Origin of the sequence: Devosia sp. RR2S18 (assembly GCF_030177755.1) — a bacterium.
Lineage (GTDB): Bacteria > Pseudomonadota > Alphaproteobacteria > Rhizobiales > Devosiaceae > Devosia > Devosia rhizosphaerae.
The window spans coordinates 3,351,539-3,378,171 of sequence record NZ_CP126539.1 but is presented as its reverse complement, the minus strand read 5'-3'; the positions used below and the strand labels follow the sequence as shown (position 1 = coordinate 3,378,171).

Sequence of the window (26,633 nt, the reverse complement as noted above, 5' to 3'; positions counted from 1 at the left end):
CTCAGCCGTGGTGGTCGGGCTGGCGGCTCTCCATCACCTGCACGCTGTTGTTGATATGCGCCTCGATCTTGTGCTCGAGAATGCGCTTGAAGCGGTCCTTCTCACCATCCACATGGGCGAGGATTTCGCGCACCCGCCAGAATTCTAGAATGCCGAACGAGGATACGTGGGGGCGGATATAGATGTCCGGCGGATAGGCCGCCATCATGTGCGCCGTCAAGGAATGCATCATGATCTGGGCCGAGCCCATCCAGAGGTCGAGCGGGCGGTGGTCGGTCTTGCTGATGCCTTCGGAGGGGTCGCCATTGACGTCGATGCCGATCAGGAAATCAGTGTCGATATCGGCCTGGTCGAGCGGCAGCGGATTGACCACCCCGCCGTCGACCAGGAGGTGGTTGGCATGAGTAACCGGCTTGAACAGCGAGGGAATGGCGATCGATCCAGCAATGGCCGGTCGCAGCAGGCCGGAATTGAATACCGTCTGGTGCCAGGATTGGAAGTCGGTCGCCACCACATAGAGTGGGATCTTGAGATCCTTGAATTCGGTGGGGAAATCCTCGGGGGTAAAGGCGTCGACGATACTGGTGGCGTCGAGTTGCATCGAGATGCCATTGCGCAGCATGCCGCCCAGACCACGCATCTGGGTGGACCAGAGCTTGGCGGCGATGATCTTCATGGTGCCCAGCACCTCAAAGGAATGCTCGCGCAGTTCCTTGCCGGTCATGCCCGACGCCCACCCGGCGCCGATCAGCGCCCCAATGGAGCAGCCCGAAATGACGGCAGGCTTGAGGCCAAGTTCGTCCATGGCCTCGATATAGGGGATGTGCGTGAGGCCACGGGCCGAACCGCCGCCCAGCGCGACACCGATCCGAGGTCCTGAAGCCGTGCTCACTTTCCCCCGCTCCTTGCCCTGCGAGCGCAACCGGTCGGCGAGGGCCTTGCCGCGGCGCTGCAGCGGGGTCAGCGGTCGCTGGCTCGGCGTCTCGTCGAAGACGCTTTTGAGATAGGGTAGTCCACCAAGATTGCGAAAGGGTTCAAGAAGATCGGGCGTTTTGCCGCGCGAGCTCCCGCCAGCCGATGTCTCTGCGGCAAAAGCCTTCTGGCCAAACAATTTTGTCCACGCTTCGATAAGCACGATCCTTCGCGTCTTCCAGGGTATTGCCCAGCGCCGTGACGTTGAGCACGCGCCCTCCCGATGCAACTAAACGCCTGCCTTCCCGAAGCGTTCCTGCATGGAAGACATGAAGGTTAGCGTCGTCCAAATTTTCGAGGCCGGCGATGTCGCTGCCCTTGCCGTAAGCACCGGGATAGCCCTGGGTGGCGAGGATCACGGTGAGCGCGTATTGGTCCTTCCAGGCAACCGTCTTGCCCTTGAGATCACCGGTGGCGGTGGCATGGAGCAGCGGGAGCAGGTCACTTTCCATCCGCATCACCAGCACCTGCGTTTCCGGATCCCCGAAGCGGGCATTGTATTCAACGAGCTTGGGTCCATTCTTGGTGAGCATGAGCCCGGCATAGAGCACGCCCTGGTAAGGCGTGCCGCGAGCGGCCATGCCGCGCACGGTCGGCTCGATGATGCGGGTGAGCGTTTCCTGGTACACCGCCTCGCTCATCACCGGCGCGGGTGAATAGGCCCCCATGCCGCCGGTATTGGGTCCGGTATCGCCATCAAAGGCGCGCTTGTGGTCCTGCGCGGTGGTGAGGGGGAGAATGTCGGTGCCGTCGCAAAGAACGAAGAGGCTAACTTCCTCGCCTTCCATGAATTCCTCGATGACCACCTCGGCGCCCGAGTCGCCGAACGCGCCGGCGAAGCAGTCGCTGACGGCAGCCTTGGCCTCATTGAGCGTGGTGGCGACGGTGACGCCTTTGCCGGCGGCCAGCCCATCGGCTTTGATAACGATCGGGGCGCCCTGCGCGTCGAGATAGGCGAGTGCCGCCGCGGCGTTGTCGAAGCGGGCATAGGCCGCGGTGGGAATATCCATTTCGTCGCACAAGGTTTTGGTGAAGCCCTTGGAGCCTTCCAACTGCCCGGCCGCCTTGGAAGGGCAGAAGCAGGCGATGCCGGCGGCGCGGACATCATCACCCAAGCCAGCCACCACCTGCGCATCGGGCCCAACCACCACGAAATCGATGGCCATGAGCTTGCAGAAATCGGTCACCGCCTGGTGGTCGGTGATGTCGATGGCGACGTTCTCGGCGATCTCGCCAGAGCCGCCATTGCCCGGAGCGATGAAGAGCTTGGTGAGCTGGGGGGATTGGGCGATCTTCCACGCCAGGGCGTGCTCACGCCCGCCCGAACCGATCACCAGAACTCGCATGCTCATGCCCTCCCGCTAGTGATGCGGTGATGCACGAGAGGAGGTGGGAGGGCAAGGGGATAGCGGAGATACCCCCACCCGGCCTCCCCCTCGGAGGGGGAGGTGTCTCCGGTGGACGCGGAAGACATGGCGAGCACAAACCTGCTCCTCCCAGGGGGAGGCCGGGTGAGGATCGGCTAGAGCTCGGCTTCGCGGAAGATACGGGTCAGATCGCCGTTCCACTCACCACGGAACTTCTCGAGCCATTTATCGGCGGGCGAACAGGCGTGATGGATGATTGCTTCGAGGGGGGCGAGGTGGACGGTTTCATCCTTGCCCTCGCCATTGAGCCGGTTGCGGCGCACGAGACCGGCTTCGGCAATGCCGACCGCCTGAGCTGCGGCATCGTAGAGGGTGGAGCGGTCATGGGGGGTCTGGAGGCCCAAGCGCGGTACTTCGCGGCGGAGGCGCTCGCGCTCGTTCTGGTCCCAGGGCTCGATCAGTTCATAAGCCGCTTCGAGCGACACTTCGTCATAGAGCAAGCCGGTCCAGAAGGCAGAGAGCGCCACGACGGACTTCTCGTCACCCATGTCGGCGCCGCGCATCTCGAGGAACTGCTTGAGCCGGACTTCGGGGAAAATGGTTGAGAGGTGGTCCTCCCAATCCTTGATGGTCGGCTTTTCACCGTGCAGTTGCGGCAACTGGCCATTCAAAAAATCACGGAAGCTCTCGCCGGCCACGTTGATGTACTGCTTGTCGCGAATAACGAAATACATCGGCACGTCGAGCGCGTAGTCCGCATATTGCTCGAAGCCGAAGCCTTCATCAAAGGCAAACGGGAGCATGCCGGTGCGGTCATTATCGGTGTTGAGCCAGATGTGGCTGCGGAAGCTGAGATAGCCCGAATCTTTGCCGTCGACGAAGGGCGAATTGGCAAAGAGGGCCGTGGCAACCGGCTGCAGCGCCAGCGCGACGCGTAGCTTCTTGACCATGTCGGCTTCACTGGAGAAATCGAGATTGGACTGGACCGTTGCCGAGCGGAACATCATGGAAGTGCCCAGCGTGCCGACCTTGTCCATATAAGGCGCCATGATGCCATAGCGCGACTTGGGCATTGCGGGGATATCGGCAACCGACCAGATTGGCGTTACGCCCAAGCCCAGGAAATGAATGTCGAGTGGCGCGGCGACCTTTTTACTGACCTGCATATGCTGGGCCAGTTCGGCAGCCGTGCCATGGAGGTCCGCCTGCGGCGAGCCCGAGAGTTCGAACTGCCCGCCCGGTTCCAGCGAGATGCCACCGACGGTCTCATGATTGCGCAACCCGATCGGGTTTTCGCCATCGTAGAACGGGTGCCACCCGGTTTCCTTTTCGATGCCGTCGAGCAGGGCGCGAATGCCATTGGGACCGTCGTAAGCCACGGGGCGGAGCGGATTGGTGTGGAAGACGTGCTTTTCGTGCTCGGTGCCAATGCGCCACTCGGCCTCGGGCTTGCAGCCGCGTGCCATGGCCTCGATGAGGTCCGCCCGGGAGTCGATAAGGGGCGATGGAGTGTCGGCGCCGGCCATAAGGTCCTCTTGAATTGAGGGGTCAATGTCGCGCGGGAACATAGCGTTGCAGCGCAACAAAGCAATCGGCTTTTATCGCCAATCACCGATGATCGCTTGAATGACGGCCAAGGCAGCCACCGCGGCAGTGTCGGCACGCAAAATCCGCGGACCAAGACTGACAGGAACAACGAAGGGCAGGCTGTGGAGTCGGGATCTCTCCTCATCGGAAAAGCCGCCTTCGGGACCAATCAGCACGCCAACGCGCTGGCCCTTAAGGGCAGAAATGGCCTCGACGGGGGAGGCCGATGCTTCGACTTCGTCGGCCAGGATGAGGCGGCGGTCGGCGTGTTCGGTCGCCCAGGAGTCGAGCAGGCGATCCAGGGTGAGTTCGGTTCGAACGTCCGGAACGCTCAGGACCTCGCACTGTTCAGCCGCTTCAACCGCATTGGCGACCAGACGGTCGTGCTTGAGGCGATTGACCTGAGTGAACCGCGTCAGCACCGGCTGGATGACGCCGGCACCCATTTCCGTCGCCTTCTGGATCACATAATCGAGGCGTTCAGTCTTGAGCGGGGCGAAGCCGTACCAGAGATCGGAGCGGGGTGTCTGAACGGCAATCTGCTCGATCAATTCCAGCGCGACCGACTTCTTGGCGTCGCTTTGCAAGCGGGCGAGCCAGGCGCCGTCGCGGCCGTTGAAGAGGACAACTTCGTCACCCACTGTTTTGCGCAGTACCGCCGCGAGATAAAGCGACTGGTCCTTGCCCAGCGTCATTTGCGCTCCCGCGGCGAGCTCGGGTTGGACGAAAAGACGCGGCAGGCTGGCGTGGGTGCGGGGCATAGGGAGCGTTGTTCGGGTTTCGCGGCGCAGTTAGGACTGATACCACCCCTGGATCAAGCCCACTGCCAACTGACGACGACGGATTGCAATGACCGATACCAACCCCGTGACCAGCGGCACCGTGGCCGATGCCCCGCCCGACAATTGGTTGGACCGGCATGCGCCCGATTGGCTCAAGCCCTACGGCCGGCTGGCGCGGTGGGACCGCCCGATCGGCTTTTGGCTCCTGTTTTGGCCGTGTGCCTGGGGCCTCGGTCTTGCAGCCATCGCCGATCCGCTGCGGGGTTTTGACTGGTGGGCAATGGTGCTGATGTTTGTCGGCGCCGTCTTGATGCGGGGTGCCGGTTGTACCTTCAACGACATTGTGGACCGCGATATCGACGACAAGGTCGCCCGTACGCGCTCGCGGCCCATTCCTTCGGGGCAGGTCAGCGCCAAGCAAGCACTAATCTTTCTTGTGGTGCAGGCGCTCTTGGGTGCGGTTATCCTGTTTCAGTTCAACCGCTTCACTATCTGGGCCGGCATCGCCTCGCTGGTGCTGGTGGCGATCTATCCCTTCATGAAGCGCATCACCTGGTGGCCGCAGCTCTTTTTGGGCTTGGCCTTCTCCTACGGCGCCTTGCTGGGATGGTCGAGCCAGACGGGCGGGCTCAGCGTCCCGGCACTGCTGCTTTATTTTGGCTGCATTCTCTGGGTCATCGGGTACGACACCATTTATGCCCTGCAAGATGTCGAAGATGACGCCCTGATCGGCGTCAAGTCGACGGCGCGACTCTTCGGCGACAAGACGCGCCCCATTGTAGGCGGGTTCTATGCAGGCGCTTATGTGCTCTGGCTCGCAGCAGCGACGCTGGCTGGTGCCGGCATCGTCTTTGCCGTTTTGTCTCTGGTGGTGGCAGGCCTGTTGGCCTGGCAAGTGCAGACGCTGGACGGCAATGAGCCCGGCAATCCCTTGCTGCGCTTTCGCTCCAACCATTATGCTGGGCTGGGCTTGGCACTGACGCTGGCGTTCCTGGCAGACTGGGTTTGGTAGCCAGCGACCCTGCCAACACTGGAGTGCCGGGGGTGACAGCGAATTCGGGTGGCACTTAAGGGCTAAAAACGCCGAAAGGGCTGACCGCACCACTGGTCAACCCTTTCGCCGTGCTTTGGAGGAGCAGTCGACTGCTTAGTTAGCTTCGATCTGGCCGGGCTTGCGCCGGTTGAGGAAGCGGGGACGGCGATTGGCTTCGGCGGCCAGACGTCGGCGGGAGGCACTGGAGCCCACCATGACGCCATCGACCTGCTGCGAATAGGGCATGTAGGCACCGTCGCCTGCCTTGATGAAGAGCGGCAGCCGGAGCTTCTTGCCCCAGTTCTGCCATTCGGCCACCACGTTGTGGTTCCCTTCTTCTTCGAAGACCCGGTAGTTGAGTTCGCTGTCCTCATGGACGAGTTCGATCGCGCTGGTCAGTACACCCTCCTCGGAAATGGAGGTTGCAACGGCCACGCCGATGAACTCGGTTACGGGGACCTTGATCTTGATGGCCACGCCGCTCTGCTCGAGCATGCGACGCACGGTTACGGTCTTGACCGGATCCTTGGGGCCGTTGTCGTTGGCTGCCACGAACCGGCGGTCTGCCAGAACGGGCTGGGCAAACGCCAGAACGACCGAGGTGCCTTCCATCGCCACGCCGTGATGCATCTTGAATACGCCTTCCTGCTAACTTCGAGAGCTGGTTTTTGGTGCTCTCTTTTGTGGGTCCACCATAGCGCGCTCCCTTACCCGGCACCTTAATCGGTTCGGTTAAGTTTATCTTGTTTTCCGTGAGGGTTAGCAGGACCTCAACTGGTGTAGGAGCCGATTAACCCCACCCGGTGGCGACCCATTAACCCTGCCCTCCACAGCCCAAAGGGCGCCGCATGACGGCGCCCCTTGCCGCCAGGGCACGCCACGCCTACAAGCGCCCCGATGCCCACGCCGCCCAGCACCTACCAGGACGACCTTGACCTGCTCCGCAGCGCTGCGGTGTCGGCTGGGATCATCGCGATGGGCTTTTTCCGCAGGGACATCAAGACCTGGACCAAGGAGAATGCGACGCCCGTCAGCGAAGCCGACATTCTGGTGGACCGTTATCTTGCCGCGTCCCTGCTGGCGGCGCGCCCGGATTATGGCTGGCTCAGCGAAGAGACCGCTGACAATCCGAGTCGGCTCGGCGCCGAGCGGGTCTTTGTCGTTGATCCAATCGATGGCACGCGCGGCTTCCTGCGCGGGGAAGACAGCTGGACGGTGTGCCTGGCGGTAGTGGAACAGGGTGTCCCGGTCGCCGGCGTGATCTACGCGCCGGCACGTGACGAGCTGTATGATGCAATTAAAGGCGGCGGCGCCCGGCTCAACCAGCAGCCAATGGTCCGGCGGCGTCGGGCGGGAGCGCCGCCATTGATCCCGGCGCCTGGCGCAGTGCACCAGGAAATGCAGGCGGCCGGTCTCCACTATACGCGTGGCCCCAGCTACCCCTCGCTGGCGTACCGGCTGGTGCAGGTGGCAACCGGCAAGCTCGATGGCGCGGTTTCCCGTCGTGGCTCGCAGGATTGGGACATCGCGGCGGCTGCGCTGATCCTGGCCGAGGCCGGTATCGAATTCGCCGATGTCTGCACCGGCTTCCCCATTTTCAACAAACGAGATGTGCGCCACGGGGCCCTTGCAGCGCTCAGCGACATGAGCCTAAAACCCGCTGTCCACGCCGCGCTGATCAAGGTCTATGGCTGCCCCGCTCAAGACCAGAGCAGCGCCTCCTCCTCCTGAACTACGGACTCAATGCAATGGCCGAACAAGAACCAAAGCAACTCCTTCACCTGGTGATCGGCGGCGAATTGTCGAGCATCGAAGGGATCACCTTTAGCGACCTCGACAAGGTGGATATCGTCGGTCTCTACCCCAATTATGCCAGTGCGCTCGCTGCCTGGCGGCAGAAGGCGCAGATGACCGTCGATAGCGCGCAGACGCGGTACTTCATCGTGCACCTGCACCGCCTGCTCGATCCTGAGACCGGCAAGAAGCAGGACGCCTAAGGGCCGAGGAGTACGGCCAGGATCGCCTGCATGGCGCCTGGACCGCCGATACGGTCTCGCCCCGATTGGCTCAGCCGTTCCCGATGGGCGCTGTCGTCCAGGAGTTTCTTGAGCGCAGCGCCGATCTCACCCGCCTCAGGCTGCACCACAATGCGCGCGTCGCCGAACAGCGCCTGCTCGTCCTCGAAGCGCGAACGGCGGTCACGCGGATTGATAAAGGTTATGGCGGGCTTGCCAAGGCCGAGCGCCTGAATGGTGGCAGTGCCCGCCTGCGACAGCACCAGATCTGACGCTGCCAGCACGTTCCCAAGAGCATTGCCGCGGGCCATGTGGATGGTCAGCCGATCATCGGCAAGCTGGCCGAGATCTGCTGGCTCGTGGCTGAGCATGGGCACTCGGCGCAGCCCGGTGCGCTTGGCCATGTTCTCGATATTGGCGCTGCCGGCAACCGCCATGAAGATGTCGGGGAGCATGTCCTCGGAGAGCGTTCGAAGGGCCGCGACCTGCAGTTCGAAGCTCTCACTGGTGAGCGCCCGGGCTCCGGGAAGGAGCGTCACGGCGAGGGGACGAGTGCGCCGCGCGGCAGCATCGTAAGGGCCGCTGGATATGGCGTCCATCATCACATTGCCGGCCGCGCGGGCGTCTACACCATCCTGCTGGAGAAGTTGTGCCAGGCGAGGGTTGCGGCAGAACACTGTCCGGCAGGTCTGCCTGATGGCCCAGCGCTCGGCCCGCGAGTAAAGCCGGGCGGCTCCGGTTTTGTAAACGTCGAGATAGACCAGATCCCGATAGCCAGTGGCGAGACAGGCAAGGACCCCCACCATATCGCCGACCACGACCACCCGGTCATAGCGACCGCGCACCGCACGGAGGAAACGCAGGGCGGGAGGGATGATGCCGAGGCCACCAGTGGCGATGTCGCGGCGGAGCGAGCCCTTGACATTGCGCCAGCCCTCCGAGGCGAGGCTGGCGCGCGGCCCCACGATGGGGCAGGCGTCGCTATAGGCGTAGCCTGCGCCGATCATCGGGTAGGCTTCAACGTCGGCGTGGTCCTTGAGCCGGGCAGCGATGGCCGAGGCGATCCAGTCTTCGCCGTGTCCATTGGAGATAAGGAGAATATTGGGGCGACCCGCCGCTTGGGCCACGGTCAGTTTTCCCGGCCGTACCGCTCGAAAGCTTGGTGGGCCGTCACTGCATCGGCATAGGGCTCCTGCCGGTCGACATTCCAGTAGAAGAGCTCATCGAGGGGGATCGGCTTGCCTGTGATAGCGCAGCGCACGAACGTGCCGGGCCTGAGCACGACATAATCGCCGTCGAGATAGCGGAGCACCGCCTCGGTGGGCTGGAAGCCCCTGTCGAAGATGTTCATGGCACCAATCCTTGAGGTCGGCCATCGATATAACGATCAAGTGGCGAGGTCAAAAGAGGCTTTCCTGGGTAGCCTCGCCGGAGGGCGTCTTGGCCTTCTTACGGAGCGGAGGGCTGCCCACGACAGTGGCATCGACCGAACCATCCCCAAATTCGAGCGAGACCAGATCGCCAGGTGACAGAGTGGCCTTGCTGTGCACCAGTTGGCCCTCGGCGTCCTTGACGACGGCATAGCCGCGGGCCAGCACGCTTTTGTAGCTCAGGCTGTCCAGGAGCTTGGCGGACTGGGTCAGGGTATTCCGCCGATCGGCCAAGGTGAGGCGAATGCTGTTGGCGAGCCGGGCTGTCAGGGGCGCCAGTTGACCACTGGAGTGGCGCAGTTCAGCCCGCAGGGCAGTGGGCGAGAGCTTTGGCCCAATAGCCTCGAACAGGGCGCGCTTGCGCTCGACGAGGCGCGCGGCGGCAGTGGCGAGGCGCTCGGCGCGTGGATCATAGGTCAGGCGATTGCGGTCAACGCTTTTCCGCAGGCCTGCCTCGGCGCGCATGGACAAATTGCGCAGCCGCTCGGCCATTTCGGCGCGCCGCCGATCGAGTAGTTGCGGCCCGAGGCGCGACTCGACGCGCGACAGGTGCACCCGCTGTTCCTGAACCGAGTGACGCAGGCAGGAAAAGAGGTTGCTGGAAGCCTGGTCCAGCCGCTGGCGCTGCGTGGCAACGAGGTCGGCCGGGCGCGGCATGCCGGCGGCTACGGCGCGAAAGCGATCGCGCCCGGAACTGGTGATGCGGCGGGAAGCCTGGCGCTGGCGTGATCCCAGATCGTCCACATAGCCGATGAGTTCAGCCCGCACCGGCACGGCGGCCTCGGCGGCGGCGGTGGGCGTCGGCGCCCGCATGTCCGAGGCGTGGTCGACCAGGGTGGTGTCGGTCTCGTGGCCGACGGCCGAGATGACGGGAATGGCCGAGCCGGCGACCGCGCGGACCACCGCCTCCTCGTTGAAGCCCCACAGATCCTCGATGGAGCCGCCACCACGCGCCACAATCAGCAAGTCCGGGCGGGGAATGGGGCCGTCGGGCAGGAGTGCGTTGAACCCCTGGATCGCGTTTACGACCTCGGGCGCGCACGTCTCGCCCTGCACGCGAACTGGCCAGACCAGCACGTGACTGGGGAAGCGATCCTCGAGGCGGTGGAGAATGTCCCGAATCACGGCGCCCGTGGGGGAGGTGACCACGCCAATGACGCGCGGCAGATAGGGCAGGGCGCGCTTGCGCTCGCGCGCAAAAAGTCCCTCGGCCTGGAGCTTGCGGCGCCGCTCTTCGAGGAGCGCCATCAGCGCGCCGGCGCCGGCCGGTTCGATGTTGTCGATGACGATCTGGTATTTGGAGGAGCGTGGGAAGGTGGTGAGGCGGCCTGTGGCGATCACCTCGAGGCCTTCTTCGGGCTTGAACGTCAGCTTGGCATAGCTGCCTTTCCAGACCACGGCGTCGATGCAAGCAGCATCATCCTTGAGGGTGAAGTAGCAGTGACCGGACGAATGTTGTCCGCGAAAACCAGAAATCTCCCCGCGCACCCGCACATGGCCAAACTCGTCCTCGACGGTGCGTTTGACCGCCTGGGCGATTTCGCTGACAGTGAATTCGGCGGCATTGGTGAGCGCTTGCGACATGTGCTTCTGGTGAGCCAATCGGGCAGGGAGGTCAAGCGGCCCTATTCCGCTGCTTCGCTCACACTCGGCTGATCGAGATTGCCCATCGACTGCACGATGTGGTTGGCCAATGCGTCGTAGATACCGCCATAGGCGTGGCTGGCCCGCATCAAGGCGATCTGCGCGTCACCCAGTCGCGGTAAACCCTGATCTTCGCTAATCGGGCGCATGCCGGGTTGTAGTGCGCTTTCAGGCAGGAAGCCGACCGCGAGGTCAGACAAGACAGCGCTGGAAATGGCGGTCGCGTTGGACGAGGTATAAGCAATCCGATAATCGCGGCCACTCCGCTCCAACGCCTCCATGGCATCCTTGCGCCAGATGCAGCATTGCGGACCGCACGCGATCGCTAAGGGCTCGGTTGCCAGCGCCCGGCCCCCGTGGGAGGCCACCCAGAACATCTTCTCGGTGCGGAAAAGTTCGCCGAAACTGTGGTCGGTGCCCTGGGTGAAGACGATCAGGTCGTAACGACCCACCTTCATGCCTTCGAGCAGTTGCTCGGAGGCCATGCAGGCGACATCAACCGCAATTCTGGGATGAGTGCGTTGGAAGCTCGAGAGGATCACCGGTAGGAGCCGCACTGCGTAATCATCGGGGACGCCGAAGCGTATCGAGCCGGCCAGATCGGCTTCGGAGAAGTGGTCGAGGATCTCGGCGTTGGTACGCAGCATCTTGCGGGCGCGCTCGTAGAGCACTTCACCATGGTGGGTGAGTGTCACCGATCTGCCATCGCGTGTGAGTAGGCTGTGGCCAAGCCGCTCTTCGAGGCGCTTGATCTGCATAGACACCGCAGATTGAGTCTTGTTCACGCGACGGGCAGCCTCGGTGAAGCTGCCGCAGTCGGCGATAGCGCAGAAGCTCTGCAGTTGATCAAGGTCCAAGGGAGTAGCCATGGATCGCATCACCCGAATTGATCGAATGAATGAAATCTATTTGTTGGACGAATAGAAGTCCAGCCGGTTATCTCACCATCATCGACGTAGAACCTGCGTTGAACCCGCCGATCTCCCTTCGGCAAAATCACATCGGAGAACAGCATGGCTCTCTCGCTTCCCGGCGAGCGGTCACTTGCGGCCGCCACGCCCACTAATCCATTTGCCGCCCTCATGCGCTGGATTGCCAAGGCGCGCGCCGCACGAACCCGCCGGGTCGCGCTGCAAGCCTTGCTGGAATTGGATCACTGCCGCCTGGACGATCTGGGGATATCGCGCGAGGACATCAACCGTGCGCGGGCCCACCCAGCCGCTGCCGCCCAACACACGCTCAATGCCGCCCGGGCGCGGAATGTAAAGGGCTGATCCGAAAATGGAATCGCTCTGCTGAACGGCAGGGCCAACGCGTTGGCACGGTCTCTTGAGCGTGCCATCTCCCGAGCCGGTTTTGCCGCCGGCTTCGTTTCCTGATGACTTGCCGGACAGTGCTCTGCACTTGTCCGGCTTTTTTCAGGAGAACGTCACGCCCAGTTCGTTCTCGGTCTTCCAGACCACGGTGCAGGCAAACTCGCGCCCGTCATTCATCGACAGCCTGAACTGATCGGGAATTCCCACGATACTCGGCACTTTCACGCGGGCGCCGCTGTCCGAGACATTGCGTACGATACAGTCAAAGGCCGAGAACCCGTCATTGATGACGATTTTCCCGCCCTTAAGAACGCGGCGCCTGGGGACATCTCGCTGCTCGTTCATCGTTTCCGCCTCTGCCGTCAGGGGAGCGCAGCAAAGCCTTCGGCGAAGCCTTCGAGCGACACTGGAATGCCGATCCCTTCCTCGGGTGTCTTGAACACCACAAAAATGGCGTCCGTGCCCTCTGAAAGGGTTTGGATCAAGCTCTCGTCCAGCACGACTTCGGCGACGCACCCATTGGGAAGGCAGCGCACGAAAGCGACCCGACCCATATCTTCCCCATCGACATTGAGCCCCAGGCCATTGGGAAGCAGCACGCCCAGTGGCGCCAGCACCCGCAGGAGGCGAGCCTCCCGGTCGGCGGTACGCAGCACTATGACTGAGAGGCCGACATTGGGCTGATCTTCAGCCGTCACGTTCTGGATAATGGCGCATTGCTCAAAGCTGGCGCCGGGCGGCGTGTCGCAACTCATCTGCCAATCGCCATGGGTGGATCGCACCACGCCCTGGGCCTGCAAGGCGCCAGAGAAGCTCGCCAGAGCCAGAGCGGCAAGGCCGAGGCTGCCGATGTGACGCTTCAAAACTGCCTTCACTTTGATCACTTCTCCACTCGAATCGCAGATCGCGCCGCGCCAATAGTGTTTCCGACAGGTGCAGGGGTTGAGTCAACCAAACCCCGGAAACGCTGGAGATTTAGCCCGCAAACTGCGGCGGTGGTGAGGCGTTGGCCGCCCCTGTACGAGTGCAATATGACGCACGGGCAGGGGAGCGGATGCAATAGACTCGCTCATTCCGATGTGATTTAGGTCAAAATCGAGTTTTGCGCTCCGAGGTTGAGTCGGGGCGGCGTTCCCTATGCCGCTATCATACCCCCTCAAACCCGGTGCGACTGCACCAATTATGTCCACAGGGGGTTCACGGTGACCGGTCAGTTCTTGAGAAAGATGGGAGCGCTTGCTGCGGCTTCTACAGTGCTGGCGCCGGGCCTTGCTGCTGCGCAGGACTTGGTGGCGGATACCAAGGACGGCAATGTGGTCGACAATGTCGGCGGTTATGCCGAGCACGGGCAGTATCACCTGCAGCGCTCCGTTACCCCCATCATGGACTCCATCGTGGCATTCCACGACGGAATTTTGATGTGGACGATCTCGCTGATCGTGCTGCTGGTGCTGGCGCTGCTGGTTTGGGTAATCATCCGCTTCAATGCCAAGGCCAACCCGGTTCCGGCTGCGTTCACGCACAATACCATGGTGGAAGTGCTGTGGACGGTGCTGCCGATCGTGGTGCTGATCGTCATCGCCATCCCCTCCTTCGGCGTACTATCCGACCAGCTGACGACGCCCGATGGCGAGCGCAAGTATCTGGGCGAAAACATCTTCTCGTTCGGCGAGGTCGAGGTGCCGGCACCCGAGCTCACCATCAAAGCCACCGGGCAGCAGTGGTATTGGGACTACGAATATGTCGACCAAGGTCTCGGCATCACCCAGATCATGCTGCAGGAAGATGCGCGCGAAGCGCTGAAGCCGCTGCAGCCGCGCCTGCTGGCCGTCGACAATGAACTGGTAGTGCCGGTTGATACCACCGTGCGTCTGCAGGTGACCGCCGACCCGCTGGGCGTCATTCACGCTTTCGCGGTGCCTGCTTTCGGCGTTAAAATCGACGCTGTGCCCGGGCGGCTGAACGAAACCTGGTTCCATGTGCGCGAGACTGGCCTCTACTACGGTCAGTGCTCGGAGCTGTGCGGCAAGGATCATGCTTTCATGCCCATCGCCATCCGCGTGGTGACGCGCGAAGAATATGCAGCGTTCATGGCAGCCTTCGAAGGTGGTGACTATGCCGCCGGCGTCGCCACGCTCGCCGCACTGCAATAAGAATAGGGTCAGAGGAACTCGATAATGGCTGACACTGCACACCTCGAAGCCCAAGCAACCGGACATACCGACCACGGGCACGCGCACGAGCCCACGGGCTGGAGCCGCTGGCTGTTCTCCACCAATCACAAAGATATTGGTGTGATGTACCTGATCTTTGCGATCTTCGCCGGCGTCATCGGCGGGCTCTTGTCCGGCGTGATGCGCATGGAGCTGCAGGAGCCGGGCATCCAGATTTTCCACGGCTTGGCCGCGATGGTCTATGGCATGGAGGGCGGTGAAGCCCTCGATGCGGGCAAGCACATGTACAATGTGTTCACCACCGCGCACGCCCTGATCATGGTGTTCTTCGTGGTGATGCCCGCCACCTTCGGCGGTTTCGGCAACTACTTCGCGCCTCTGATGATCGGCGCACCGGACACGGCTTTCCCGCGCATCAACAATGTGGCGTTCTGGCTGTTGCCGCCTGCCTTCATCCTCCTGCTGATGAGCCTGTTCTTTGAAGGAACCGGCCCTGGCGCCCTCGGTTTTGGTGGCGGCTGGACGGTTTATCCGCCGCTTTCGACGGCTGGTCATCCCGGTCCGGCGATGGACTTCGCCATTCTGGCGCTGCACGTGTCCGGCATTAGCTCTATTCTCGGTGCGATCAACCTGATCACCACCATCTTCAACATGCGCGCACCCGGCATGACGCTGCACAAGATGCCGCTTTTTGCCTGGTCGATCCTCGTGACGGCCTTCCTGCTCCTGCTGGCTCTGCCCGTGCTGGCGGGTGCCATCACCATGTTGCTCACCGATCGCAATTTCGGCACGGCCTTCTTTGCGCCTGAAGGGGGTGGTGACCCGGTCCTGTTCCAGCACCTGTTCTGGTTCTTCGGGCACCCCGAAGTGTACATCATGATTTTGCCGGGCTTCGGCATCATCAGCCACATCGTGGCGACCTTCAGCCGCAAGCCCGTCTTTGGCTACATGGCCATGGCCTATGCCATGGTGGCCATTGGCTTCGTTGGGTTCGTTGTGTGGGCGCACCACATGTATACGACCGGCCTCAGCCTCGACGTGCAGCGCTACTTCGTGGCGGCCACCATGGTCATCGCGGTGCCCACGGGTGTGAAGATCTTCTCGTGGATCGCCACCATGTGGGGTGGCTCGATCACCTTCCGCACGCCCATGCTCTGGGCTATCGGCTTCATCTTCCTGTTTACCGTTGGCGGTGTGACGGGCGTGGTGCTGGCCAATGCGGCGGCTGACCGGGCCCTCCATGACACCTACTATGTCGTCGCGCACTTCCACTACGTGCTATCGCTGGGCGCCGTGTTCTCGATCTTTGCCGGCTGGTACTACTGGTACCCCAAGATGTTCGGCTGGATGTACAACGAGTTCCTGGCCAAGGCGCACTTCTGGGTCATGTTTATCGGCGTCAACCTGGTGTTCTTCCCGCAGCACTTCCTGGGCCTGGCCGGCATGCCGCGCCGCTATGTCGACTATCCCGATGCGTTCGCCCTGTGGAACCGTGTCTCCTCAATCGGCTACTACATCACCTTCGCGGCGATGCTGATCTTCTTCTACGCCATGTGGGAAGCGGCCCGTAAGAAGCGCCCGGCTGGAGACAACCCGTGGGGTCCTGGGGCTACGACGCTGGAATGGACCCTGTCCTCGCCGCCGCCGTTCCACCAGTTCACCACGCTCCCCAAGATCGACGCGAGCAACGCGCACTAAAGCGCAACTGCATGATCCCGGACCGCGTTCGCGCGGTTTGGGAATAAACGAGAAGGCAGGCTATTGGCTATTATCGACGACAGCCGGAACATGTCCGCGATGACGGGCGAAGCGCGCGTGGAGGACTACCTCGCGCTGCTGAAGCCACGCGTCATGCAACTGGTCGTGTTCACAGCCATCGTAGGCTTGGTGGTGGCGCCTGCCACCATCAATCCAGTGATTGCCATCATCGCCATCTGCTGCATCGCCATTGGTGCCGGCGCATCGGGTGCGCTCAACATGTGGTACGATGCTGACATCGACGCCATCATGAGCCGTACGGTTAACCGCCCCATACCTTCGGGACGCGTTACCCCAGAAGAAGCACTGGTGTTCGGCGTTGTGCTGTCGGTGTTTTCGGTGCTGCTGCTGGGACTAGCCACCAATTGGGTGGCGGGTGGCCTGCTCGCCTTCACCATCTTTTTCTATGCCGTCGTGTATACCATGTGGCTCAAGCGCTCGACGCCCCAGAATATCGTGATCGGCGGGGCTGCGGGTGCCTTTCCACCCGTGGTCGGCTGGGCCGCGGTCACCGGCAGCATCACGCTCGAAAGCATCGCGCTCTTTCTCATCATCTTCCTGTGGACGCCACCGCACTTCTGGGCGCTCGCGCTTTATAAGCAGAGCGACTATGGCGCAGCTGGGATCCCCATGATGCCCAATGTGGTGGGGGAAGCCTCCACCAAGCTGCAGATCCTCGTGTACTCGGTGCTGCTGGCTGCCGCTGGCCTGCTGCCCACGGTGCTCGGCTTTGCCGGCGTGATTTATACCCTGGCCGCGGTGGGTACGGGCGGAGCATTCCTGTTCTTTGCCTGGCGGCTATACGGGACCCATGAGAGCATCGCGATGCGCAAAAGCGCCCGGGCGCTCTTCAACTATTCGCTGAGCTATCTGTTCGTGCTGTTTTTCGCCCTCCTTGCCGACAATCTGTTGGGTCAGTTCGGGGGCTTCACCGCATGAGTGCACCCGACGAGATTCGCAAGGTAGAACCAGAGAGCCCCGAAGTGGCGGCGGCACGTGCCAAGGTCCGCCGCCGGCGTTCCATCGCCTTGGCCATCGCACTGGCTCTCTTTGCCCTGACATTTTATGCGCTGACCATCGCCAAGATGGGGCCGGCTTTGTTCGACCGGGCGCTCTGATGGCGGACATTCTCCACACCATTGCCGACCAGCAGGGTCGCCGCAACCGCCGGGTAGGCGCCAGCTTCGGCCTTTTTGCGCTGGCCATGGTGGGGCTCGCCTTTGCCTCCGTGCCGCTCTATCAGCTTTTCTGCCAGGTGACGGGTTTCGGCGGAACCACGCAGGTCGCGACCGAAAGCCCCAAGGGCGTTATCGCGCGCGAGATGAAGGTCCGCTTCGATGCCACCGTCGCCAATGATCTGCCCTGGACCGTAAAGCCCGCCGCAGCGATAACCGATAATATCGGTGCGGTGGATACGGTGAACTATATCGCCACAAACTATTCGGACAAGCCGATCACGGGACAAGCGATCTTCAACGTTTCGCCCGAGAATGCCGGCGTCTATTTCAACAAGATCGAGTGTTTCTGTTTCACCGAGCAGACACTGCAGCCCGGCGAAACCGTCGAGATGCCGATCGTGTTTTTTGTTGATCCCGAGCTCGACCAAAACCGCGAGCTCAATACCATCAAAGAGATCACGCTCTCTTATACCTTCTACGCTTCAGACAACGGGGAAAGCTGAACCATGGCCGGAGTAGCCAAGAACCACGACTACCATTTGGTTGAGCCCAGTCCGTGGCCGTTCTTCATCTCGATAGCACTCCTGGTGATGGCAGTCGGCGCCATCTTCTGGATGCGCGACTGGACGCCGTTCCCGTTCTTCATTGGTCTCGTGGGCGTGCTCTACTGCATGTACGCTTGGTGGAGCGACGTAGTGAAGGAAGCCAATGCCGGCGACCATACGCCAGTCGTGCAGATGCATCACCGCTACGGCATGATCCTGTTCATCATCTCCGAGGTGATGTTCTTTGTCGCGTGGTTCTGGGCCTATTTCGACGGCTTCTTCCGCGGCGACGATCTCGAGCAATATGCTCGCGTTGCTTTCACCGGTGGCGCCTGGCCGCCAGCCGGCATCGAGCTCTTCGACCCCTTCCATCTGCCGCTCTTCAATACGCTGATCCTGCTGACGTCGGGCACCACGGTGACCTGGGCGCACCATGCGCTGCTCGAAAATGATCGCAACGGGCTGCGGTGGGGCCTGGTGCTGACCATTGCGCTGGGTGTGCTGTTCTCCTTCGTGCAGATATTGGAATATACCGAAGCCGGCTTCTCGTTCTCCGGCAATCTCTATGGCGCCACCTTCTTCATGGCGACGGGCTTCCACGGCTTCCACGTTTTCGTGGGCACTATCTTCCTGGCTGTCTGCCTGATCCGCGCCGAGCGGGGGGACTTCACTCCGGAACGCCATCTCGGTTTCGAGTTCGCGGCGTGGTACTGGCACTTCGTGGACGTGGTGTGGCTCTTCCTGTTTGCCTCGGTCTATATCTGGGGCAGCTGGGGGGTAGCGTTGCATCACTAGAAGCCCGTCACCTTCTCGATCTGGGGCGCAGCCGCAAGCTGCGCCCCACTTGCATTCAAGGCCAAAATGATCCCGCGCGCATCCAGTCTCCCCTCCCGCAGCTTCAACGCACAAGAGACCGCCCACAGGTCATGTGCGGTTAGGCCGTGCACCGCTCTGGAACCATATCGATGAGCAAGCGCTCGGGACTGCGCAAGGTAAGCACCTGGATCTTTGTGGTGCTGATGTTGGCGCTTGCCGTTGTCTGCTTTTGGCTGGGTAGCTGGCAAATGGATCGCCTTGCCGAGAAGGAGGCGCTCATCGCCGCGGTGGACACCCGGCTGAACGCCGACCCGATCGCGGTTCCGCCGGCCGAGGAATGGGCCAGCCTTGATACCGAGGCGCTAAACTTTCAGCCGGTGACGCTGACCGGCGCGTTTCGATACAACCAGACGGTGACGGTGTTCACCAGCCTGGCTAATGCGCGGGGACCCGCTTCGGGTCCAGGGTACTGGGTCGTTACACCCTTTGCGCTCGCCGATGGTGGTACGGTCTTCGTCAATCGCGGCTTTATTCCCCAGGAGTTCCAGCCAGCTGCAGTCAGCGATCCCGAGGGGGAGGTGGGGACGGTCAGTGTCACCGGGCTGTTGCGTTCGGCTGAAGCCGCCAACATGCTCACGCCGGCGCCGAACACCTCCGACCGTGTCGAGTGGGTCCGCGATCCCGAGCGGCTCGCCGAGTTGACCGACCCGGCGCTCGCCCCCTTTGCGCCCTTCTATGTCGATCTACCGGCAGGCGCACCCGGTGAGTTGCCGCAAGGCGGCGAAACCGTTGTTGAGTTCCCTAATAATCACCTTGGCTATGCGCTGACCTGGTACGGCTTTGCCGTCGTCGCCGTGGTGATGCTGGGCTTTTGGTTGTGGCGGCAGCGCCGCATTGGACAGTGAGGTCATGCCGGAGAACTTGCGGCGCAAAGCCGCATTCTCTAGGTTGCAGCAATTCTGAAAGGGCACTTCCCCTCGATGCAGTTTGTATCCACGCGCGGCCAGGCGCCGGCGCTCGGCTTCTCTGACGCAGTCCTGGCAGGCTTAGCCGCCGACGGTGGCCTTTATGTTCCCGCCCAATGGCCACGGGTTATACCGGAGGAGATCTCCGGCTTTGCCGGCGCATCCTACGCAGACGTGGCCTATGATATCATTGGCCGCTTCACCGGCGATGAGATTCCGCCTGCCAAACTGCGTGAAATCATCAATGGCGCCTATAGCGTCTTCCGGCACCCATCGGTAGCGCCGCTGGTCGAACTCGAGCCCAACCACTTCCTGCTTGAGCTTTTCCATGGACCAACGCTGGCGTTCAAGGACGTCGCCATGCAGTTCCTGAGCCGGGTCATGGACCATATCCTGGCCGAGCGCGGGCTCAAGGCCACGATCGTGGGAGCCACCTCGGGTGATACGGGATCTGCTGCGATCGAAGCGTTTCGCGGGCGCGAAACCACCGACATCTTCATTCTCCACCCCCGTGGCCGCACGTCGCCGGTGCAGCGCCTCCAGATGACGACGGTGTTGGACGCCAACGTGCATAACCTCGCGCTCGAGGGCACGTTCGACGATTGCCAGGACATTGTGAAAGCGATGTTCAACAACGCCAAGTTCCGCGACCGGGTGCGCCTTTCCGGGGTGAACTCGATCAACTGGGGCCGCATCGTTGCGCAGATCGTCTATTACTTCACCGCCGCGGTCTCCCTGGGAGCGCCACACCGCAAGGTCAGCTTCACGGTGCCGACCGGCAATTTCGGCGACATCTTCGCTGGCTATTGCGCCAAGGCCATGGGTCTGCCCATCGAGCGCTTGGTCATCGCCACCAACTCCAACGACATCCTGTTCAGAACGCTCAAGACGGGTCGCTATGAAATGGAGGGTGTCGAAGCAACGATCAGCCCATCCATGGACATCCAGATCTCGTCCAATTTCGAGCGGCTGCTCTTCGAGAGCACCGGGCGGGATGCCGAAGCGGTGCTACGCATGATGGACAGCCTCAAGCAGTCTCGCGGGTTCAGCATGCCGACAGATGCGCTCGAGAAGATCCGAGCTGACTTCCGGGCTGGGCGCGCGGACGAGACCGAAACGGCCGCCGCTGTGACCAGCACCTATCGCGGTGCCGGCTATTTGCTCGACCCACATACGGCCGTTGGTGTGCATGTTGCCCGGATGCAGGAGCGGTCCACCACGCCAATGATCACTCTGGCGACCGCGCACCCCGCCAAGTTCCCAGACGCGGTCAAGGCAGCCTCGGGGCTTGACGCGGCGCTTCCGGACTGGCTGGCGGATCTGCATGGCCGCGAGGAGCGGCTCACGGTGCTTGCCAATGACCAGCAAGCGGTCGAAGAATTTATCAGCGCGCGGACGCGTGCGGCATAGCGGAGAGATGCGGCCGTGCATTCGGCAGCGTCAGGAGGACGAGTAGTGAGCGTACAATCGACGACACTGGACAACGGCATGGTGGTGCTCACCGACGACATGCCGCACCTCGAAAGCGCCTCGCTGGGGGTTTGGGTCAAAGCGGGCGCGCGCTCCGAGCGCAAGGCCGAGCACGGCATCTCCCATCTCCTAGAGCATATGGCCTTCAAGGGGACCGGTTCGCGCAACGCCCTCCAGATTGCAGAAGCCATCGAGAACGTGGGTGGCGATCTCAACGCAGCTACCTCCATCGAACACACCGGATACTTCGCCCGCGTCCTCAAGGATGACGTGGTGCTCGCAGCCGACATCCTTTCCGACATTCTTCAGAACTCCTTGTTCGAAGAGGAGGAGTTGACGCGCGAAAAACAGGTGATCGTCCAGGAGATCGGGGCCGCTCGCGACAACCCCGACGACCACGTTTTTGACCTGTTCCAGCAAGCCGCATTTCCAACCCAGCCCATCGGTCGGACAATTCTGGGCACCACTGACTCCGTGCGCGAGTTTAATCCGGACATGATCCGGAAATATATGAGCCGCAACTATGTGGGCGACCACATGGTGATTGCCGCCGCAGGAAATGTCGACCACGAGGATCTCGTTCAGGTGGCGCGCCAGCGTTTCTCCGATCTCAAGCCCAATGGTGCGCCAGCACCACAGCGGGCCGAATACAAGGGCGGCGAAGAGCGGCTGATTTCCGATCACGAGCAGGCGCATATCGTGATCGGTTTTGAGGGTCGGGCCTACAACTCCGATGGTTTTTATGCCGCGCAGGTGCTTGCTTCCATTCTGGGCGGGGGCATGAGCTCACGGCTGTTCCAGGAAGTGCGCGAGAAGCGGGGCCTCTGCTACTCCGTTTATTCCTTCCACTGGGCCTTCGCCGATAGTGGCGTCTTCGGTGTTGCCGCGGCTACTGGCGAGGACGAGGTGGACGACCTCGTGCCCGTTGTGCTCGATGAACTCAAGCGCACCACCGAGAGCATCTTGGAAGAGGAAGTCATCCGCGTCCGCAACCAGATCCGTGCGGGTCTCCTGATGTCGCTGGAAAGCCCCTCTGCGCGCGCTGGTCAACTGGCCCGCCAGCAGATCCTTTGGGGACGTCCCATCCCGATGCAGGAGACGGTCGAGCGTATCAATCGCATCACGGCCGATCGGGTCAAGGAAGTCGCCGAGCAGATCTTCTCGAGCGGAGTTCCCACCGTCGCCGGTATTGGTCCGGTGAACCGACTAGCCGACGTGGACGCTATCAGCGCGCATTTGCGCCGCTGATCCAGTGCTGATGCTCTGGCCTTGGTCATCTCCGGCGTCTCTGGTCAACCTGCGCGGGCCCAATGTAGTGCTGCGGCTGCCGCAGATGGACGATTACGAAGCCTGGTTCACCCTGCGACGCTCAAGTCGGGACTTCCTCCGTCCGTTCGAGCCGCGCTGGACCGAAGCCGATCTGGGACGTCGAATCTACGTTTCCCGCGTTCGGCGGGCGCGCGAGGAGGCCGAGCAGGGCACTGACTATTCCTTCTTCATCTTTGTCGAGGAGGGGCGGAGCGAAATCCTGGTGGGAGGCATCACGCTCTCAAACATCCGGCGGCGAGCGGCGCAATTCGTGACACTCGGCTATTGGATGGGTCAGCAATATGCCGGGCGCGGGCTGATGAGCGAAGCGGTAGCGATTTGCTTGCCCTTTGTCTTTGACACGCTGGATCTGCACCGCATCCATGCCGCCTTCCTGCCGGGCAATGACGCATCGCGCCGGGTGCTAGAAAAGAACGGCTTCGTGGAGGAAGGGTTTGCGGAGAAATACCTGCAGATCAACGGGCGCTGGGAAGACCACGTGCTCTTTGGCCTGCACAAGGAACGCTATGAAGCGTCCCGCTATTCTCGAGGTCTGCGCTAGTTTGTGGCAGTTGAGCAACAGCCGCTCGCGCTTGTGGCTCGCAGCGAACGTCGCTACCAAGATGCGCTCCCGCCAGACAAAGCGATCAGGAGCGCCGGTTGCCGGAGTGGCTGCCGAACCTCTGCCACAATGAAGCCTACCGCAGGATATAGTCGCCCCTGATGCGTCACCTTCATGCCCTTGCGCTCTGTCTCGCTTGCCTGCTGGCCCTGCTGGTTCCTGCCATGGCGTTCGAGGTCATTGCCGTCCCCGAGGACGTCAATGCCGTTAACCTCTCCGACGTCATCGAAGTGCAGCCCGGGCGCGAGGGCCGGGTTCAGTTGTCGACGGCGCCAGGGGACGACGGCATCATCCGGCGCATCGAAGTGCTGGCGACCGAACCCGGTACCAACCCCGCTTTTGCGTTGTTCGCGCTGCGCAATGACAGCGACCAGCAGATCGAGCGACTGCTGGTGGCGCCCTTTTTTCGCCTTCCAGCCTCCGGCATCATCCAGCCCGATTTAGGCGACGATCGAATAGAAGCCTTGACGCCGAGCGCCGGCATCCGCCCGGTGCGGCTGACCGATAGCGAAGCCGACGTCTTCGAGGTGACGCTGGACCCCGGGTCCACCGTGACCTTCGTGGCTGAGCTGGCTTCCGGGCAATTGCCAGAACTCTACCTCTGGCAGCCAAACGCCTATCGCGACTACGTCAACTCCTTCACCCTGTTCCGGGGAGTGGTTCTGGGCGTCGCCTCCCTCGCCGCGGTCTTCCTCACCATCATGTTCGTGGTGAAGGGTAGGGGGGTGTTCCCGGCGACGGCGGCCTTTGCCTGGGCGGTGCTGATCTATCTCCTGATCGATTTCGGCGTGCTGGGGCGGCTACTCGGCTTGCCTGCCGGCGGCGTCCAGCCGCTGCGGGCGGCGGCCGAGGCCGGTATCGCGACCACCCTAGCGGGTTTCCTCTTCATCTATCTCAATCTTCACCGCTGGCATCTGCGCTTCATTCATCTGGCGCTTGGCCTGGCAGCGCTGTTTCTTGCGCTCTTTGCGTTCGCTTTCTTCCAGCCCGCCATTGCGGCCACGATTGCCCGGCTGGTGCTGGTGCTACTGGGGCTTTCTGGGTTCTTCCTCATCATCCTGCTCGCCCTGCGTGGCTATGATCGAGCGGTTCTGTTGGTGCCCACCTGGATCATCTTTATCGCCTGGCTGTTCTACGCCTGGCTGGTGGTCTCCGGGCAAGTCAGCAACGATGTCGCGCAACCAGCCGTCGGCGGTGGCCTGGTGCTTATTGTGATGCTCTTGGGCTTCACGGCCGTGCAGCACGCCTTTTCCGAAGGGCAGGTCACCATTGGCACACTCTCGGAGGTGGAGCGGCGTGCGCTAGCGCTGACCGGCTCGGGGGATTTTGTCTTCGACTGGAATATCGAGCGCGACCGGGTCACCGTCAGCGAGGAACTCGCGACCCGTTTGGGCGAGAAGCGCGGCGCTCTGCGGGGTGCAATCAAGCGGTGGCTGGACCGAGTGCACCCCGATGATCGCGATCGTTTCCGCACGGCGTTCGACACGTTGGTCGAACTACGGCGCGGCAAGGTCTCGTCCGACCTGCGCATTGCTGGCCAGGATGGCAGCTATCGCTGTTTCCGCATGCGGGTGAAGCCGGTGCTCGGTGGCGACGGCCAGGTGAACCGGATCGTCGGCACCTTACAGGACGTGACCGAAGATCGGGCGGCCCGCGAACGGCTCTTGCATGATGCCGTGCACGATAGCCTCACCGGGCTCCCCAACCGGCAATTGTTCCTCGACAGGCTGGAGCGGGCGCTGGTGCGTTCGCGCACGCCAGGTGGGATCAAGCCTGCGGTGTTCATGATCGACATCGATCGATTCATGGAGTTGGAAGAGCGCATCGGTCACTCGGCGGCGGACTCGGTGCTGCTCGCCATTGCCCGGCGCATTGGCCGGATCATGCGACCGCTCGATACGGTGGCGCGCATCACCGCCGATCAGTTCGCGGTGATCCTCGCGTCCGAGCAGGCGGCGGGCAAGATTGCGGAGACGGCCGAGCAGATCCGCAAGGCGCTCAAGGCACCTTTCAACTTCGGGGACCGCGATCTGACGCTATCCTGCTCCATCGGCGTCACCATCTATGACGGGAACCCGGCAGATGCACCCGATGTGCTGCGCGATGCGGAACTCGCCATGTACTACGCCAAGCGTTTGGGCGGAGACCGCATCGAGGCCTATCGCGCGTCAGCACGCTCCATTTCAGCCTACAACCGTGCTAGCGAAGCCGATCTGGAACGCGGCATGAAGCAGGGCGAACTGCATGTGCAGTTCCAGCCGGTAATGGACATTGTCTCGGGGCAGATGGTGGGTGCCGAGGCGCTGATGCGCTGGACCCATCCAACGCGCGGCGTAGTCAATCCCGACGAATTCGTACCCTTGGCGGAGCGCTCCGGACTCATCGAGAAGCTTGGCCGCTTGGCGTTCGAACAATCGGCCACGCAGGCCAAGGACTGGATGACCTCGATCGGCTTGCCCGAGGATTTCTTTATTTCGGTCAATCTCTCGCCCAGCCAATTGGCCACCGAAACGCTGCTCAACGACATGCGCAGCCTCGTTAATCAGGACCGAAAGCTGGCGCAGCACCTCAAGCTCGAGATCACCGAGAGCCAGGTCATGAACAATCCTGAGCATTCAGCCTACATGCTCGACGCGTTGCGCAGTCTGGGGCTGGGGCTGGCGCTTGACGATTTCGGCACCGGCCACTCGTCCCTAAGCTATTTGCACCGCTTCCCGTTCGACACGATCAAGATCGCGGCGCCCTTCGTGAAGCTCGGCGCCGACACCGGCATTGCACATACCCAGGCGCCCATCATCAGGGCTGTGGTCGGCTTGGCCAGCGATCTCGACCTGATGGTGATCGCCGAGGGTGTGGAGACACTGGACGAGATCGAGCGGCTGCGCCAACTCAACTGCCGCTATGGCCAGGGATTTGCGTTCGGTGCTGCCATGACCGGCGCAGAGTTCGGCCGCAAGCTTAGCGCGCAATTGGCGCGCTAAGCGTGTCCTGCGTCGCTGCTGAGTGTAGCGCGGGTAATGTGAAGGCTCGCAAGCGCCGCATCATAGCGTTTCTCGACCGGTGTATCGAACAGCAATTCGCGCTTGAACGGGACGGTTAACCAGCCGTTCTCCGCGATCTCCTGTTCGAGTTGGCCAGCGCCCCAACCGCAGCAGCCCAATGCAAAGAGTGAGGCCTTGGGCGCGGGCCCGAAGGCCATCGCCTTGAGCACATCAAGAGTTGCCGTCAGATAGATGTCTTCGGTCACCGCGTAGGTGTTGCCGCTTTTGTAGTCGGCCGTATGGAGCACGAAGCCGCGGCCCTTCTCGACCGGCCCCCCGCGCAACACTGAGCGATCGCGGATGGTGTCAGGCAGACGGATTACCGCATCAGGGTCGCCCAGATCGAGTTCGTCGAGAATATCGGCGAAGCGGAGATCGGCCAGTTCGTGATTGACGACCAGGCCCATCGCACCCTCGTCGCTATGGCCGACCAGCAGGATGACGCTCTCGGCGAAGCGTTCGTCCGCCATTTCGGGCATTGCAACAAGGAATTGTCCTTCAAGTGAGTTCATACCCCAAGTGTAGGCACGATTGCTCGATGTGCCAAGGCGCGAGCGCCTGCGGCCGGGCCTGGCACCATCACGAAGGCATGATGCTGGCGTCAGTTGTT

27 protein-coding genes are annotated in these 26,633 nt (G+C 62.2%); 15 read left to right on the top strand and 12 right to left on the bottom strand.

Annotated elements, in window-relative coordinates; translation table 11 throughout:
- Position 1: 1 nt before the first annotated feature.
- The 4 genes from QOV41_RS16610 to QOV41_RS16595 form a co-directional block, all read right to left on the bottom strand.
- Entirely contained in the window at positions 2-1,111 is a 1,110-nt protein-coding gene (locus QOV41_RS16610; protein ID WP_284577908.1) for a patatin-like phospholipase family protein, read from the bottom strand.
- Positions 1,035-2,318: a phosphoribosylamine--glycine ligase gene (gene purD / locus QOV41_RS16605; protein ID WP_284581363.1), complete on the bottom strand. Its 1,284-nt coding sequence runs from the start codon at positions 2,316-2,318 to the stop codon at positions 1,035-1,037. The genes QOV41_RS16610 and purD overlap by 77 nt, the downstream gene beginning before the upstream one ends.
- 176 nt (positions 2,319-2,494) lie before the next feature.
- Positions 2,495-3,865, bottom strand: coding sequence for a glutamate--cysteine ligase (locus QOV41_RS16600; protein ID WP_284577907.1), 1,371 nt, complete (start codon positions 3,863-3,865; stop codon positions 2,495-2,497).
- 72 nt (positions 3,866-3,937) lie between these two features.
- Positions 3,938-4,687, bottom strand: a complete 750-nt coding sequence (locus QOV41_RS16595) for a 16S rRNA (uracil(1498)-N(3))-methyltransferase (RefSeq protein ID WP_284577906.1) — start codon at positions 4,685-4,687, stop codon at positions 3,938-3,940.
- A gap of 88 nt (positions 4,688-4,775) precedes the next feature.
- On the opposite strand from QOV41_RS16595, the gene ubiA reads away from it, so the two are divergent.
- Positions 4,776-5,720, top strand: coding sequence for a 4-hydroxybenzoate octaprenyltransferase (gene ubiA, locus QOV41_RS16590; RefSeq protein ID WP_284577905.1), 945 nt, complete (start codon positions 4,776-4,778; stop codon positions 5,718-5,720).
- 135 nt (positions 5,721-5,855) lie between these two features.
- Here the strand turns inward: ubiA and QOV41_RS16585 are convergent, their stop codons facing one another.
- Positions 5,856-6,371 (bottom strand): DUF6101 family protein, encoded by a 516-nt coding sequence (locus tag QOV41_RS16585; RefSeq protein ID WP_284577904.1) that lies wholly within the window; start codon positions 6,369-6,371, stop codon positions 5,856-5,858.
- Between the two features lie 267 nt (positions 6,372-6,638).
- On the opposite strand from QOV41_RS16585, the gene QOV41_RS16580 reads away from it, so the two are divergent.
- Together QOV41_RS16580 and QOV41_RS16575 are read left to right on the top strand one after the other, a co-directional pair.
- On the top strand, positions 6,639-7,472 hold the full coding sequence (locus QOV41_RS16580; protein WP_284577903.1) for a 3'(2'),5'-bisphosphate nucleotidase CysQ: 834 nt from the start codon (positions 6,639-6,641) through the stop codon (positions 7,470-7,472).
- 17 nt (positions 7,473-7,489) lie between these two features.
- Positions 7,490-7,738: a DUF4170 domain-containing protein gene (locus tag QOV41_RS16575; RefSeq protein ID WP_284577902.1), complete on the top strand. Its 249-nt coding sequence runs from the start codon at positions 7,490-7,492 to the stop codon at positions 7,736-7,738.
- Here QOV41_RS16575 and QOV41_RS16570 read toward each other — a convergent pair.
- Genes QOV41_RS16570 through QOV41_RS16555 form a run of 4 tightly spaced genes read right to left on the bottom strand, consistent with a single transcriptional unit; the run spans position 7,735 to position 11,699 of the window.
- Positions 7,735-8,883: a glycosyltransferase family protein gene (locus QOV41_RS16570; protein WP_284577901.1), complete on the bottom strand. Its 1,149-nt coding sequence runs from the start codon at positions 8,881-8,883 to the stop codon at positions 7,735-7,737. The genes QOV41_RS16575 and QOV41_RS16570 overlap by 4 nt on opposite strands.
- 2 nt (positions 8,884-8,885) lie before the next feature.
- Positions 8,886-9,107, bottom strand: a complete 222-nt coding sequence (locus tag QOV41_RS16565) for a DUF2093 domain-containing protein (protein ID WP_284577900.1) — start codon at positions 9,105-9,107, stop codon at positions 8,886-8,888.
- Between the two features lie 49 nt (positions 9,108-9,156).
- Entirely contained in the window at positions 9,157-10,770 is a 1,614-nt protein-coding gene (xseA, locus tag QOV41_RS16560; protein ID WP_284577899.1) for an exodeoxyribonuclease VII large subunit, read from the bottom strand.
- 41 nt (positions 10,771-10,811) lie between these two features.
- A complete protein-coding gene (locus QOV41_RS16555; protein WP_284577898.1) occupies positions 10,812-11,699 on the bottom strand; it encodes a LysR family transcriptional regulator in 888 nt (295 codons plus the stop codon).
- Positions 11,700-11,843: 144 nt separating this feature from the next.
- Here QOV41_RS16555 and QOV41_RS16550 point away from each other — a divergent pair, with 144 nt between their 5' ends.
- On the top strand, positions 11,844-12,104 hold the full coding sequence (locus QOV41_RS16550) for a hypothetical protein (RefSeq protein ID WP_284577897.1): 261 nt from the start codon (positions 11,844-11,846) through the stop codon (positions 12,102-12,104).
- Positions 12,105-12,248: 144 nt separating this feature from the next.
- Here QOV41_RS16550 and QOV41_RS16545 read toward each other — a convergent pair whose 3' ends face one another.
- Entirely contained in the window at positions 12,249-12,491 is a 243-nt protein-coding gene (locus QOV41_RS16545) for a PilZ domain-containing protein (RefSeq protein WP_284577896.1), read from the bottom strand.
- 17 nt (positions 12,492-12,508) lie between these two features.
- Complete coding sequence (locus tag QOV41_RS16540; protein WP_415926777.1) at positions 12,509-12,997, bottom strand: invasion associated locus B family protein; 489 nt, start codon at positions 12,995-12,997, stop codon at positions 12,509-12,511.
- A gap of 351 nt (positions 12,998-13,348) precedes the next feature.
- Here QOV41_RS16540 and coxB point away from each other — a divergent pair, with 351 nt between their 5' ends.
- From coxB to QOV41_RS16485, 11 genes are all read left to right on the top strand, one after another.
- The gene (gene coxB / locus QOV41_RS16535; protein WP_284577895.1) at positions 13,349-14,299 is read left to right on the top strand and encodes a cytochrome c oxidase subunit II; all 951 of its coding nucleotides are present in this window, start codon (positions 13,349-13,351) and stop codon (positions 14,297-14,299) included.
- 24 nt (positions 14,300-14,323) lie between these two features.
- Entirely contained in the window at positions 14,324-16,018 is a 1,695-nt protein-coding gene (gene ctaD, locus QOV41_RS16530; RefSeq protein WP_284577894.1) for a cytochrome c oxidase subunit I, read from the top strand.
- A gap of 63 nt (positions 16,019-16,081) precedes the next feature.
- Positions 16,082-17,017 carry a heme o synthase gene (locus tag QOV41_RS16525; RefSeq protein WP_415926728.1) on the top strand — a complete coding sequence of 312 codons (936 nt, stop codon included), beginning with the start codon at positions 16,082-16,084 and terminating at the stop codon, positions 17,015-17,017.
- On the top strand, positions 17,014-17,196 hold the full coding sequence (locus QOV41_RS16520) for a hypothetical protein (protein WP_284577893.1): 183 nt from the start codon (positions 17,014-17,016) through the stop codon (positions 17,194-17,196). The genes QOV41_RS16525 and QOV41_RS16520 overlap by 4 nt, the downstream gene beginning before the upstream one ends.
- Entirely contained in the window at positions 17,196-17,759 is a 564-nt protein-coding gene (locus QOV41_RS16515; protein ID WP_284577892.1) for a cytochrome c oxidase assembly protein, read from the top strand. Before QOV41_RS16520 ends, QOV41_RS16515 begins: the two co-directional genes overlap by 1 nt.
- Before the next feature lie 3 nt (positions 17,760-17,762).
- On the top strand, positions 17,763-18,596 hold the full coding sequence (locus QOV41_RS16510; RefSeq protein ID WP_284577891.1) for a cytochrome c oxidase subunit 3: 834 nt from the start codon (positions 17,763-17,765) through the stop codon (positions 18,594-18,596).
- 170 nt (positions 18,597-18,766) lie between these two features.
- Positions 18,767-19,522 carry an SURF1 family protein gene (locus QOV41_RS16505; protein WP_284577890.1) on the top strand — a complete coding sequence of 252 codons (756 nt, stop codon included), beginning with the start codon at positions 18,767-18,769 and terminating at the stop codon, positions 19,520-19,522.
- Between the two features lie 75 nt (positions 19,523-19,597).
- Positions 19,598-20,992, top strand: a complete 1,395-nt coding sequence (gene thrC, locus QOV41_RS16500; RefSeq protein ID WP_284577889.1) for a threonine synthase — start codon at positions 19,598-19,600, stop codon at positions 20,990-20,992.
- A 45-nt stretch (positions 20,993-21,037) separates the two neighbouring features.
- On the top strand, positions 21,038-22,300 hold the full coding sequence (locus QOV41_RS16495; protein WP_284577888.1) for a M16 family metallopeptidase: 1,263 nt from the start codon (positions 21,038-21,040) through the stop codon (positions 22,298-22,300).
- Positions 22,301-22,310: 10 nt separating this feature from the next.
- Complete coding sequence (locus QOV41_RS16490) at positions 22,311-22,922, top strand: GNAT family N-acetyltransferase (RefSeq protein ID WP_284577887.1); 612 nt, start codon at positions 22,311-22,313, stop codon at positions 22,920-22,922.
- A 161-nt stretch (positions 22,923-23,083) separates the two neighbouring features.
- On the top strand, positions 23,084-25,963 hold the full coding sequence (locus QOV41_RS16485) for a putative bifunctional diguanylate cyclase/phosphodiesterase (protein ID WP_284577886.1): 2,880 nt from the start codon (positions 23,084-23,086) through the stop codon (positions 25,961-25,963).
- On the opposite strand, the gene QOV41_RS16480 is transcribed toward QOV41_RS16485, so the two are convergent.
- Positions 25,960-26,535 (bottom strand): YqgE/AlgH family protein, encoded by a 576-nt coding sequence (locus QOV41_RS16480; RefSeq protein WP_284577885.1) that lies wholly within the window; start codon positions 26,533-26,535, stop codon positions 25,960-25,962. The genes QOV41_RS16485 and QOV41_RS16480 overlap by 4 nt on opposite strands.
- Positions 26,536-26,633 lie beyond the last annotated feature (98 nt).